12 protein-coding genes and 2 pseudogenes are annotated in these 12522 nt (G+C 41.3%); 12 read left to right on the forward strand and 2 right to left on the reverse strand.

Annotated features, from left to right (window positions below; all coding sequences use genetic code 11):
- The first annotated feature begins 19 nt into the window (after positions 1-19).
- From FNL97_RS02235 to FNL97_RS02270, 8 genes and pseudogenes are all read left to right on the forward strand, one after another.
- Complete coding sequence (locus FNL97_RS02235) at positions 20-358, forward strand: Imm8 family immunity protein (protein WP_143414971.1); 339 nt, start codon at positions 20-22, stop codon at positions 356-358.
- Positions 359-1061: 703 nt separating this feature from the next.
- On the forward strand, positions 1062-2252 hold the full coding sequence (locus tag FNL97_RS02240) for an ISL3 family transposase (protein WP_143414972.1): 1191 nt from the start codon (positions 1062-1064) through the stop codon (positions 2250-2252).
- 176 nt (positions 2253-2428) lie between these two features.
- Positions 2429-3319 (forward strand): hypothetical protein, encoded by an 891-nt coding sequence (locus FNL97_RS02245; protein ID WP_143414973.1) that lies wholly within the window; start codon positions 2429-2431, stop codon positions 3317-3319.
- Between the two features lie 12 nt (positions 3320-3331).
- Positions 3332-4081, forward strand: a pseudogene (locus FNL97_RS02250) (RHS repeat-associated core domain-containing protein); the annotation flags it as partial.
- Positions 4082-4104: 23 nt separating this feature from the next.
- On the forward strand, positions 4105-4758 hold the full coding sequence (locus tag FNL97_RS02255; protein WP_014195316.1) for a hypothetical protein: 654 nt from the start codon (positions 4105-4107) through the stop codon (positions 4756-4758).
- 405 nt (positions 4759-5163) lie between these two features.
- Positions 5164-5397, forward strand: coding sequence for a hypothetical protein (locus FNL97_RS02260; RefSeq protein ID WP_143414974.1), 234 nt, complete (start codon positions 5164-5166; stop codon positions 5395-5397).
- Between the two features lie 13 nt (positions 5398-5410).
- The gene (locus FNL97_RS02265) at positions 5411-5854 is read left to right on the forward strand and encodes a DUF4304 domain-containing protein (RefSeq protein ID WP_011230501.1); all 444 of its coding nucleotides are present in this window, start codon (positions 5411-5413) and stop codon (positions 5852-5854) included.
- Positions 5855-6289: 435 nt separating this feature from the next.
- Positions 6290-6613 carry a hypothetical protein gene (locus FNL97_RS02270; RefSeq protein WP_006324135.1) on the forward strand — a complete coding sequence of 108 codons (324 nt, stop codon included), beginning with the start codon at positions 6290-6292 and terminating at the stop codon, positions 6611-6613.
- A 197-nt stretch (positions 6614-6810) separates the two neighbouring features.
- On the opposite strand, the gene FNL97_RS02275 is transcribed toward FNL97_RS02270, so the two are convergent.
- A complete protein-coding gene (locus FNL97_RS02275; RefSeq protein ID WP_143414975.1) occupies positions 6811-7947 on the reverse strand; it encodes an IS110 family RNA-guided transposase in 1137 nt (378 codons plus the stop codon).
- A 445-nt stretch (positions 7948-8392) separates the two neighbouring features.
- Between FNL97_RS02275 and FNL97_RS02280 the strand changes: the two are divergent.
- Both FNL97_RS02280 and FNL97_RS02285 read left to right on the forward strand, forming a co-directional pair.
- Positions 8393-8699: pseudogene (locus tag FNL97_RS02280) on the forward strand (RHS repeat-associated core domain-containing protein); the annotation flags it as partial.
- A 483-nt stretch (positions 8700-9182) separates the two neighbouring features.
- The gene (locus FNL97_RS02285; RefSeq protein ID WP_143414976.1) at positions 9183-10361 is read left to right on the forward strand and encodes an ATP phosphoribosyltransferase regulatory subunit; all 1179 of its coding nucleotides are present in this window, start codon (positions 9183-9185) and stop codon (positions 10359-10361) included.
- Here FNL97_RS02285 and FNL97_RS02290 read toward each other — a convergent pair.
- Positions 10331-10534, reverse strand: a complete 204-nt coding sequence (locus FNL97_RS02290; RefSeq protein WP_143414977.1) for a hypothetical protein — start codon at positions 10532-10534, stop codon at positions 10331-10333. The two genes, FNL97_RS02285 and FNL97_RS02290, sit on opposite strands and share 31 nt — an antisense overlap.
- Before the next feature lie 74 nt (positions 10535-10608).
- Here FNL97_RS02290 and hisG point away from each other — a divergent pair, with 74 nt between their 5' ends.
- Complete coding sequence (gene hisG, locus FNL97_RS02295) at positions 10609-11229, forward strand: ATP phosphoribosyltransferase (RefSeq protein ID WP_043906055.1); 621 nt, start codon at positions 10609-10611, stop codon at positions 11227-11229.
- 14 nt (positions 11230-11243) lie between these two features.
- Positions 11244-12512, forward strand: coding sequence for a histidinol dehydrogenase (gene hisD, locus FNL97_RS02300; RefSeq protein WP_143414978.1), 1269 nt, complete (start codon positions 11244-11246; stop codon positions 12510-12512).
- Positions 12513-12522 lie beyond the last annotated feature (10 nt).

Consider the following 12522-nt stretch of genomic DNA (forward strand, 5'->3'; position numbering starts at 1 on the left):
CATGGAGGGAGCCATATAAATGATAATTCCTGAATTATTTTGTTTAACGATAATGGATGAAGACTGGGGAGAGAAGACTGATGATTTTTGGATAGAAATTGAAGCGGATATTGGTATCAAGGGAGACTCAGATTCTGCTGAAGTATTTACTATCTATGTTACAAGTCCAAAAAGGTTAGGGAATATGGTGGAAAAGTCAGGATTGGAGATAGCTAGGGGATTGTTTATAATGAAAGACTTTAATATAAAAAGTGTAGAGGATCGTCTCAAAAAAATACTTGCCCATTGTTCAAGAAAAACCTGGAACGAAACAGCTTTAGCTATTAGTCGGTACGCTATTTGGGAGTATGAAAACTAAATCAAAGTATAATTGGAAATTTTTTAAATATATAAATCCAACCTATTTTCCTAACATGTCGTCTGGTTAACGTGGGGTACTTTAAAGATAGAATTTTCAAACCTATCTTGACAGAAACACAGAATATTGATGAAGCCTTTTTATGAAAAATTTTTATTTAGAGCTCACGACCTACTTTAAGGTTTGTGAGCTTTTATTATCTCAGAGTGAGAAAGAATAACAACTAATAAAGAAATGTAGCCAAACAAAAAACATTGATTGTGACGAGAGAGGAAACGTTCACACCTTCACGACAGGAAATGGAGCCGGTTCGACCTTTACGTATGATGACCGCGGCTTAGTGGAAAGCGTTTCGGTCGGTACGGCGGACGGAAAAGAAATTTTAGACGTTGAATTAAAACCAAAAGATTCTTGGAAAAGAAGCAATGTAAAAAGGCAACTCAAGAATTATAAGAAAGCCGGCGCATGGATTATAATTAGGGCAAGTTATTAAAGATATTTTGGGCCACACACTCAGAGTGTGTCCCTCTTTGATAGTTTTAGGGGTGAAAAATATGAATCAATATGAGGGGACGGTTAGAAATTTAGTTAATAATTTCGGTTCATCACCAAATTTTGTGATTTAGTGACAAAAAAGAGAAAGCACTAACGAGATCCTGGCAATAATGTTAGCGACGAAACAAACATTAAGGAGGTCTCGTAAGTGCTTTCTATATCACTAGGATTGCCAGAATTTAAAGTGATTAAACAAGAACTTCTTTCCTATGGTTATGCGATTCATGTAGAGAAAATAGAGACACAGGAACGTTGCCCTCATTGTGGGTTTGCCACTTCCTCTGTCCACGACAGACGGACAAGAAAAGTACGGGATTTGGCGATTTTCCATCAGCCGGTGTACTTGTTCGTCAAGGTAAAGCGCTATCGGTGCCGGAATTGTTCCCAAGTGTTTTCTGCCTCTTTGGAATCGATTGAACCCAATCAACATTACACTAGTCGATTTTGTGAGTACTTGTATGAACTTTGTGAAGGCTCCACCATTCAAGAGGTTAGTCGAAAGCAGCGCATCCCCTATACGACATTGGAACGCATCTACTACTCCATCGCATCAAAAAAAGCAAAAGAGCGTCAAAACACAATGGAGGCATCTTGTCAGGAAGGGATGGTGCTTAGCTTAGATGAAATCGCGGTAAAAAAGGGACATCAGTATGAAACCGTATTGATGGATGCCAAAGCTGGATCGGTCATGGGAATGCATGCCGATCGCCAATGTGACTCCGCCATCAACTTGTTGAGCCAAAATATCCTGTCGAAAGAAATGGTCCAAACGGTGATTCTTGACATGTGGGAACCTTATCATAAGGCGGTTCGCGCCCTGTTTCCATCTGCTTCGATTGTCATCGATAAGTACCATGTGGTTCAAAAAGTGACCCAAGCCTTGGATCAAGCAAGAAAGGAATTTTCTCCATTGAAAAAGGCTCGATATCTTCTCTTAAAAGGCTGTGAAAAGCTTCGTAAGGACCAACGGCGTCGATTAGACGATATCTTGGAGGAGTATCCGGTACTCTCCATTGCTTATTATCTGAAAGAGTTGTTTCGGGATTTTTACCGAACCGATGGATATAACGAAGCAAAGGAACGCTTGGAAGAATGGATTCAGTTAGCTAAACAGAGCCCTTTTGCTTCTTTTCAGGAAGCAGCCAACACGCTTGAAAGGTGGAAGGAGCCGATTCTTTCCTACTTTTTGTGCCCATATACGAATGCCCGAATCGAGGGGACGAACCACAAGATCAAAAACATCAAACGCCGGGCATACGGCTATCGAAATTTAGAACGGTTTCGTTTGCGTGTATTTCTGGAGTGTACAGGGAACACTACAGGTAGTCAGGCTGCTTAAGCGCTCCCTTCTTCCGCTATCGGTATGATAGTTGGTAGAATGGAACCCGTCAAGGAAAGCACTTGACTGTTTCCATTCTACCAACTTCGTGGTCTGTATGCGGAAGAAGGATCCTGACTGATGAACCTATTTCATCCAGCTAACATGTATCTAGGATTGAGTAGAAATCACAGAAAATGGTGAAGACCCATAATTTCAACGAGCATAATATAGATATAGTTGCTCAAGATTTAGCTAAGATGGGAAGAGACATAATTACTATCCTACAAAAATACTTTTATAAAGTAGATCCTACTGGCAAGATTGGTATATTAGAAACATTGAAATTATTAAATGACAGTAGTGTAATCCCTTTTCTGAAAACTATTCTTGAAGATGAGACAGAGATATTTTTTGTTAAAGCTTATGCAGAAAGTGTATTGGATTTTTTAGAGGGTAAGGAAACTCAATTAAAAAGAAAGATTCACAATTTATCTAAAAAAAGTGGCACGGATTTAATCGCAGATATAGCTATGATAGGAGTAATTGGCGATTATAACGCTATAAGAGAATTAGACAAAATCAAGACGGATAACAAAGAGGTACTGGAACAAATCAAGGTAGCAAAATTACAAATAATGTGTGGAATAGAAGAAATAATCAAGGAGTACAGAAAACCAGATTCCCGTTATTCTCATAAAGCATTAGCAGAGGCTATTTATCATTCATTTGATCATCCAGAAGCATCAAAAGTTATAATAGAAGATCTCTTTAGTGAGGAATTTGAGCGTATTTTTAGTGCCGTTACTCTACTTGCTTTCGCGGAAAAATTTCCTAAGGACAAAGTTACCAGGGATGTAGTAAATAAGTTCTTTGAAATTTTAACGGGTGATTTTAATACAACACTAAAGAATCATGCCATACTTGCAATAGGTAGATATGGAAATACTGATGATGCATCAAGGCTTGAAAGAATTGTTGAGGAAAAAAAGTATTTAACAAAAAAGAAATTTTGGAAATGGCTAAGTGAAAGCGCACTATTAGACGATATCAAAATCACAATAAAGAAATTGAAACGAAAGAAATAGACGATTCACACTCTAAATGAGCAACAAGGAAACATTGTGTTCCGTTACCAATATGATTCGTGGGGGAATATTCTTTCCCAATCCGGTGCCTTGGCGGACGAAAACCCATACCGATATGCGGGGTACCAATATGACAACGAAACGGGTCTCTATTACTTAATTGCCCGGTACTATCATCCAACGCATGGCGTGTTCCTTTCTTTGGATCCAGACCCAGGGGATGCGGACGATATCCTCACGCAGAACGGCTATACGTACGCGAACAACAATCCAGTGATGTTGGTGGATCCGGATGGGCATTGGGTATGGCTGGCCATCAATGCAGGGGTTGCGGCTTATAGTGCGTATAAGGCATACAAGTCAGGAAAAGGATGGAAAGGTGTCGCGGCTGCGGCGGCTATCAATTTTGTTGGTTTTGGTGGCAAGTTCAAAGCTGCTAGTAAAATTATTAAAGCTGTGCATGGTAATAGTCGATTCTCAAAGAGGATTCATCATGGGTATGAAATTTATGAAATAGTTAACGGTAAAAAACGTATAGTTAAAGTAGGTATTAGTGGTGCTAAGCTAAACAAAAACGGTACATCACCTAGGGCTAACCGTCAGGTCAATAAGTGGAATAAAAAAGCGGGGTATCAAAGATACTATGCTCGGATTGTTAAGAGAAATATTTATGGAAGAGAGAAAGCTCTAAAGTGGGAGAGAGGAAGAGCTTATGCAGTGAGAAAAGCTGGGGGTAATATGTATCTTCATGTCAGACCGTGATAACATAAAGAAAGGGGTAAGCTATGTTACTGAAAACATTTCTATTATTAGGAGAAGAAGGGATATCCGACGTTAAAAAAAGTTTTTCTTTTCAAACTAGATGTATTACCAAATTGTATGAACGGGTCTTTGATAAAAAATATAAAACCGCTGATTGTAGGCAGTTAAATTTCCATTGTGGTAATTACTCCGAGATGAAACTATTAGGATGTTTTGATGGTTTTTGTCAAGTCTTAGTGCCATATAATATTCAAGAATTTCTAGAGTATCCAGATAACAAAAAAAAAATAGAGATCCTAGAACTGTTGAAAAATAGCCTCGATTTTGTTATTAGAGAAAAAAATTGGGATCCTAATCCTTTTCAAGAAGCTTATGAGAGAGTAAAGGAGTTAAACTATATTAATGAGTTTATTTGGAACAAGCCTAAATTAAGTCCAAATAAAAAATACAAAGCTGAGGTACATTGTAATCACGATCTGTATGATTTTACAATAAAGATGGTGATTAAAGATAGAAAAGATAAAGTATTACTTGAAAAAAAAATAGTGTCAACTGAACCCGATGAACTTATTTACGATAGGTTTTTAGGTCATTTAATGTGGATAAGTGATGATGAAATAGCGCTTTACGAGAAAAATTCAAAGCGTTATACCTCTGTAAAATTAAGAGAGGCATAATGAATAGCTCTAAAATATTATCAAAGTTGAATCATTTTTCACCAGATTGACAGTTTAAAATTTTTCTTCAGAAGGACGCAAATTCGTCCTTCTGTTTTTTTGTCCTATGGGGTTCCGTTAAGCAGCTTTCTTATTGTCTAGGGCACGGTGTGTTCCTTTCCTTGGATCCAGACTCAGGGGATGCGGGTGATATTCTCACGCAGAATGGGTATGCGTATGCGAACAACAATTCGGTGATGTTAACCGATCAGATGGAGAGAATCCTTATATAATTATCTTGGTCTCCGTTGGTGGAAGGATTGTTGCTAAAAAAGTAGCCAAATCCTTAATAAAAAAGCAGTAAAACGAACCGTTAAGAAAGCTGCTAAACGATATACAAAGTCAAATTTAAAATTAGGACGACAAATGCATAAATCATATAAAGCTAATAAGGTACTTAAAGGGGGAAGAGAAAAGGAATTTCGTTTACCAAGTGGAAAAAGAATTGATTTTATTGATTTCGAGAAGAAAATTATATATGAACTTAAACCAAATAACCCACGAGCAATAAAAAAAGGCCTAAAACAATTAAAAGCTTATAAAAAAGAAGTTGAAAAAATTTATGGTAAAGGCTGGAGAACAGTATTAGAAGTTTATTGAGGAGGTAGAGGCGATGGAAAGGAAAGAGTTTAAAAAGATTGTTAATGACTGTTTATTAGCAAACGGTTTCTCGAAAAAAGGCAAATATTATTATAAGGAAAGTCCTGAGGTAATATGTTGCCTTGGATTGCAGAAATCAAATTACTCTAATTGTTATTATGTAAATGTAGGTATAGTGATTAAGGAAATAAATAAAGGGCTAGAGCTTCCACGAGATGTTGACGGTGATATTAGATGTAGGTTCTATTTCAAAGTTGAAGGTAAGGAAGTTGACTGTCTTGACCTTGATAGAATAAATGAAAGTAGTGTTATTGTTTCATCATTAGAAGCGAACATTTCAGAAATAATAAATCCATCATTAGAACTCGAAGGTCTTAAAGAACTATTAAAGAAGAAACCCGTTCTCTTATACCAAACAACAATTAATGCGAAACAATATTTAGGTATAGATGAATAAGATTTAGCTATAGGGGAGATCTCCTCTATGGATATTTTGGTTTGGGAGCGTAGTGCCGAATTGTTTAATGCAAAATAAAACTTTAGCAAAATGCAAGATAAAAATTAAGCACTAAATTGGAAACAAAACAGGTCAGTTTTTCTCAAAAAATATAATTTCACAGACACGGCTTTACATGGAGTGGCGTGCATGGTAGGCTGGTTGCCTCTGCGAATTCCTTTTGTGCTACGGCCTTCGCAAAATAATCCATGCACGCAGAGGATCCATGTCAAGCCTTATAGGGTAAGATAATTTATATTGGTATATGGATTATATTTACTTTTATGGAACATAGGGTGCTAAACTTTTTCATTGCATTTCGCTTAAATTTTTAGTTGTAGAAAACAATCGTAGTAAACAGGAAAGATATTATCCTGATGAATGGAGGCCATGATAATGAACGACTATGAAATACTTTTTCAAAAATATGTAAAAGAATTAAAAGAGGCAATTGAAGAAGAAAAGGAATTTTTAGATCCGAATCTTGACAAAGAGAGATATGAATACGAATTAAGTATTAGCGGAAGAGTAATTGCCGTATTTAGGAAATATTGGTTTGAGTGTGACAAGTTAAACGATAATGAGGAAAATGAATACTATGTAAATCCAAAAGATTTTTGTGTTGATTGGTTGTCAGGTGAACATGAGGAGCTATTTAGAATTATTGAAAAAATGCCATATTATCCAATAGGAATAGACGAACATGGAAATTATGTTTAAAAAAACAGCTGTAATATGGGCTATCTCATGATTTATGAGATAGTCTTTTTATTTCTGTGAAAATCAATGAAACATGGTCGAATCGGTATACCCCACGATCAAATTGGATACCCTGTTAATGACCAAAAACGGCAATAAGAAAGCAGAGCTACCTTATTTTTAGGTATCTCGTATAGTTCTTCGTCTTTTTGGTTATACTAATAGGTTGGCTGTTCTCGAAACGGTTCTTTTCGAGAAAGCATGCAGTAAATGATTGTAAGCATTCGGTGCGCCATCGCAACGAGTGCTTTTTTCTTTCCCCTGCGTGCCGCCAGTGACCAATATTTCGCTGCCAATCGTTGATTCCTGCATCGAGATAACGCCCACGCTGCCTCACATAACGCGGATTTGATATGGGGATTTCCCTTCGTCGTTCGGGTACTTTTCCGTTTCCCTGCACTTTCATGATTCCCTGGAGCCACTCCAGCCCATGAAGCGAGGTGTTGCGAAGTTGGGAACTGTCCCATATCGACTCCGATTTCAGCGATGATCACGGCAGCGGTTTCTTTTTTGACTCCCGGTATGGTCACAAGAAGCTCCATCTCTTGTTTGTAGGCTTGTAAGAGTTGGTCGATTCGCTCTTCGATTTCTCGAAGTAAGCTTTCCAACGATTCGATATGCTTCCAAGATTGGCGAATCATAAACAACTGATGCTCGGTCAATGTTCCAAAGAGAGAATCTTGAATTTGTTGTCTTTTTCCTTTCATTCTCCCATGAATGCAGGCATCAATCTCTGGTTCTTCGATATATCCTTGTTTCATTAGGCGTTCAAGTAGTTTTCGCCCAGATACACCAAATATGTCCGAAATGACAGAACTTAACTTGATATTCGAACACTCTAACACTTTTTGTATCCGATTTTTCTCAGCGGTCAATTGCCCAATCCACTTTTTCCGTAAACGGGTCAAATCTCGCAATTCCCGAATGTCCGCAGGCGGAACGAAACTCTTCTCGATCAGCCCATAACGCAATAATTTGGCGATCCATTCGGCATCGGAGACATCTGTCTTTCGACCGGGGACATTTTTGATGCGCTGGGCATTAGCGAGAGTAATGTCAAAATAGTCTTCCAAAATGTTGAACACGGGTTTCCAGTAAACACCGGTACTTTCCATCGCAATATGAGTGACCCCACGATCTTCTAACCATTTCAGAAGACGAAACAAATCTTTCGTGAAAGTAGGGAATGTTTCGATTTCCTTTTGAATGTGATCTTCTTCTCCAAGAAGGGCACAAACCACAATGGTTTCGGCATGGACATCTAATCCCGCACAACGATGATAAAGAACATCCATGATTCTTACTCCTTCCATTGATGAATTCGCAAACAGTGAGTCCACTTGTACGTTAGGCATTTTTCTGTTCGTAGTCACCTTTTCACATGAAAAGGGCTCACAATGGGTGGAACACCAAATGGACTCAAACAGTTTTTTGTACAGGGTCGAACCACCATTAAAAAGCACGTCTTTCCAAACTGTTTGCGTTCATCCTCCATTATGGAAGGAGAGATGGATTTTCATGCCTGGGTGGGGAGTAAAATTTACTCATGGATGTTTTTTATGTGAAAAAAATGAATAGAAAACAAAGAAAAAATTTAGGTATATAGGTTGTAATAAAGAATTTCCGATCTCCATGTCCCGTCTTTATCACCTGACAAGCTGGCACGGTAACAAGAAGAGCGAACAATGCCATGTAAAACAAAATTGCAACTTATATAGTTTCTCATCACAAAAAAGTACTTCCATGTATTTTTATCACTATAACGCGCATGGGGATGTCATCGCCCTGACGGATGAACAAGGAAACATCGTGGCCCGTTACCAATACGATGCGTGGGGGAACATTCTTTCCCAGTTTGGCGCCTTGGCGGATGAAAACCCATACCGATATGCGGGGTACCAATATAACAACGAAACAGGTCTGTATTATCTGATCGCCCGGTACTACCACCCAACGCATGGCGTGTTCCTTTCCTTGGATTCAGACCCAGGAGATGCGGAATGACATTCTTACGCAGAATGGCTATACGTATGTGAATAAACAGCCTGATGATAGTCCGGATAGGGGATTCGTGTATACTGTAGGGCTTTATTTGTTCGTATAAGTAAAACGTTTGTTTTAGAGAAAATCCGTTTCATTCTTTATCGAAGGAGATGGGTAAAGAAAAAGAGAATTACATAAAAAGAGTTCTCTTTTTGTAAGATAGCAATTTGGACCAAAAACCGAATGCCTATGCAAAAAGATAACATCGTTCTCCGCCTGTCGCCAAGCCTAAAAGAATGGGAAGGGGAATTGTTCCGGTTATTGCGGAAATGCTTCGCAGAGCGTGATTTAGCGTGTACTGATGAGGGAAAACGATCGGCTAAATCTGTAAATAGCATTTCTTTCAAAAATTCTCCTCCAACATTTTGAATCAGTCGATATAAAGTTTATGGTTGACGTCACGGCCAATGAGGAGTAAACTACTAATAACTTCACTTCTCTACCATATTAGCAAACTAAAGTATTTTGATATAAAGGACGTGTGAACATGACCAAAAAGTTGTTTATGTTCGAAAAACCGTTAGGCATGCGTGATACATTGCCGTTTTTATATGAAATAAAAAAACGTGTTCGCCAGGCGATGATTCGTGAAATTGAAACATGGGGATATGAATTGATCGAAACGCCTACATTGGAATATTACGAGACAGTCGGGACCGTATCGGCGATTGACGACCATCAGTTGTTTAAACTGCTCGATCAACAAGGTCATACCCTTGTCCTTCGTCCCGATATGACCGCTCCGATCGCAAGGCTGGCTGCTTCCCGTCTTTACAAGGAAGGCAATCCGCTCCGCCTTGCGTATAACGCAAACGTGTTCCGCGCCCAGCAGCGCGAGGGAGGACGCCCGGCGGAATTTGAACAAATTGGTGTCGAATGCATTGGAGACGGCACGGTCGCAGCGGATGCGGAAGTGATTAGTGTCATGATTGCGGCGCTTAAGCAGGCTGGGCTACAGCATTTCACGGTGACAATCGGTCATATCGGCTACGTCAACGCTTTGTTTTTAGAGATTGTAGGGAATGAGGAACGTGCCAGCGTATTGCGCCGCTTTTTATACGAGAAAAATTACGTTGGCTATAGGGAACATGTGAAGTCTCTGCCCCTTTCTTCCATTGACCAAAAGCGCCTGCTTCAATTATTGCATTTACACGGCAACGACATGACGATGGAAGAAGCCAAGGAGCTTGTTCATAGCGAGGAAGGAAAGCGAGCGGTCGACGATCTTTGCGAACTTTCGAACGCGCTTCAACTATATGGCGTTGATGATGTAGTGAAAATCGATATGACGCTTGTTAGCCATATGAGTTATTATACGGGCATTTTATTTGAAGTATATGCTGAACACGTTGGCTTCCCAATTGGAAATGGAGGCCGTTATGACGAGCTGTGGGAGAAATTTTCGCGGAAAGCCCCGGCGACCGGATTTGGCATTCGCGTCGACCGATTAATCGAGGCGCTCGGGGAATCAGAGGAGGAGGCAGCGATCGAGTGCATCGTATTTAGCCAGGAACGGTTTGCCGAAGCAATTGAGCTCGCGAAAACGAAGCGGCGGGAAGGAAAGCGCGTGGTGCTTCAGCATATTTCTGGAATCCGTGATATTGATGCCTACAGCAAACGGTATAAGCCGATTACTTATTTGCTCGGCAGCACAGAAAAGGAATGACATTGTTTATACATAGCTTTTCTGCCGTAATCCCCAAACGGGAACGCTAGCGGACAAATCCAATTTGTCCGCAAGGCGTTTGCCGTTGGAGATGGGCATGCGACGCATGACCAGTCGGCAAGCATTGGCTTGCCGACTCCGGCAGAAAGACCGAGTTCATTCTTTGTCTTCACTGGCTATATAGGCTTATTGCTGCACTATTATGCCTTCATAATAGATAATCAACACTCATGAGGAGTGATAAACGATGTTGACGATTGCGATGCCGAAAGGGAGGATTTTCGACGAAGCGCTCGAACTGCTTCGGAAAGCAGGCTATACGCTCCCTCCGGAATTTGCCGAGTCAAGAAAACTAATGATTGAAGTTCCGGAAGAAAACATGCGCTTTATTCTCGCCAAGCCGATGGACGTCGTCACCTATGTGGAACATGGGGTGGCCGATTTAGGCATTGCCGGTAAAGACGTGATGATGGAAGAAGAGCGCGATGTGTACGAGCTGTTAGATTTAAAGATTAGCAAATGTCATTTAGCGGTGGCAGGATTGCCGGGTGTGCGCATGAATCAAATCGCGCCGCGCGTAGCGACGAAATACCCGAATATCGCCTCTAGCTATTTTCGCGAACAAGGCGAGCAAGTCGAAATTATTCGATTGAACGGCTCCATTGAGCTCGCTCCGCTGATTGGGCTTGCCGACCGCATTGTTGATATTGTCTCGACCGGACGGACGCTGAAAGAAAACGGGCTGGTGGAATTGGAGAAAATCGCTGATGTCACCTCACGATTAATCGTCAATCCGGTCAGCTACCGCATGAAAGACGAAGCGGTCGATGAACTAGTTCATCGTTTATCCGAAGTCATTCCGCAATGAAGGAGAGAGCAAACGTGAAAATCGAACGAGTGACAAACCGTGTATCATTGCGTCGCACCATTGAATCAGGGACGGAAGAACAGCGCAGTAAGGTTCTGGAGATTATTGCCGATGTGCGCGCTCGCGGTGATGAAGCGCTAAAAAGTTATACAGAAAAATTCGATGGCGTCCGCCTTGATTCGCTGTGCGTGACAAACGAAGAAATAGAAAGAGCGTATCAGAACGTAAGCGCAGAAGTGCTTCGTATTATCCAAGAGGCGGCGGAAAACATTCGCGATTATCATGAGCGTCAAAAGAGAGAGTCATGGATCATGACAAAAGAAGACGGCACGATGCTTGGTCAGAAAATAACGCCGCTTGATGCGGTTGGACTGTACGTTCCAGGAGGGACAGCCGCCTACCCGTCATCGGTGCTTATGAATGTCATTCCTGCCCAAGTAGCAGGGGTCAAACGAATTGTGATCACCTCTCCGCCAAATAAAGACGGAACGCTTCCGGCCGGCGTGTTAGTGGCGGCGAACGAATTAGGAGTGAAAGAAATATATAAAGTCGGCGGTGCGCAGGCGATTGCCGCGCTTGCATACGGAACGGAGACGATTCGTCCGGTCGATAAAATTTTCGGGCCAGGCAACATTTACGTGGCGCTCGCGAAACGCGAAGTGTTCGGGCAAGTCGCGATTGATATGATTGCCGGACCGAGCGAAATCGTCGTGTTGGCGGATGAAACGGCAAAGGCGAACGAAATTGCCGCTGATTTGTTGTCGCAAGCCGAGCACGACGAACGCGCTTCCGCGATTCTCGTCACTCCATCGATGAAATTGGCGCTTGCAGTCGCACGCGAGGTCGAAAAACAGCTGGAGACGCTGCCGCGCAAAGCGATTGCCGCTGCGTCGCTCGAGAACTACGGAGCCATTTACGTCACAGAAACGCTTGCGGAAGCGGTGGAAGTCGTCAATGAATTGGCACCGGAGCATTTGGAAGTGATGACAGCCGAACCGATGCAGATCCTTGGCCAAATCCGCCATGCGGGAGCGATTTTTTTAGGGCGTTTCAGCTCTGAGCCGGTTGGCGATTATTTCGCCGGTCCGAACCACGTGCTGCCGACCAATGGCACAGCGCGGTTTTCGAGCGGATTAAGCGTGGATGAGTTTGTGAAAAAATCGAGCATCATTTTTTACAGCGAAGCGGCACTAAAGCAAAACGCCGAAAAAATCGCGGCGTTTGCCAGACTCGAAGGGCTTGAAGCACATGCGCGCGCTGTTGAGGAACGTTTTAAAAAATAAGGGGGATGTA

This window comes from Geobacillus sp. E263 (assembly GCF_007197795.1).
In the GTDB taxonomy this organism is placed as follows: Bacteria; Bacillota; Bacilli; order Bacillales; family Anoxybacillaceae; genus Parageobacillus_B; species Parageobacillus_B toebii.

Coding starts and splice junctions, on each gene's coding strand:
- FNL97_RS02235 (WP_143414971.1), top strand. CDS start 20: ATGATAATTCCTGAATTATTTTGTTTAACGATAATGGATGAAGACTGG.
- FNL97_RS02245 (WP_143414973.1), top strand. CDS start 2,429: ATGGTGAAGACCCATAATTTCAACGAGCATAATATAGATATAGTTGCT.
- FNL97_RS02255 (WP_014195316.1), top strand. CDS start 4,105: ATGTTACTGAAAACATTTCTATTATTAGGAGAAGAAGGGATATCCGAC.
- FNL97_RS02260 (WP_143414974.1), top strand. CDS start 5,164: ATGCATAAATCATATAAAGCTAATAAGGTACTTAAAGGGGGAAGAGAA.
- FNL97_RS02265 (WP_011230501.1), top strand. CDS start 5,411: ATGGAAAGGAAAGAGTTTAAAAAGATTGTTAATGACTGTTTATTAGCA.
- FNL97_RS02270 (WP_006324135.1), top strand. CDS start 6,290: ATGAACGACTATGAAATACTTTTTCAAAAATATGTAAAAGAATTAAAA.
- FNL97_RS02275 (WP_143414975.1), bottom strand. CDS start 7,947: ATGGATGTTCTTTATCATCGTTGTGCGGGATTAGATGTCCATGCCGAA.
- FNL97_RS02285 (WP_143414976.1), top strand. CDS start 9,183: ATGACCAAAAAGTTGTTTATGTTCGAAAAACCGTTAGGCATGCGTGAT.
- hisG (WP_043906055.1), top strand. CDS start 10,609: ATGTTGACGATTGCGATGCCGAAAGGGAGGATTTTCGACGAAGCGCTC.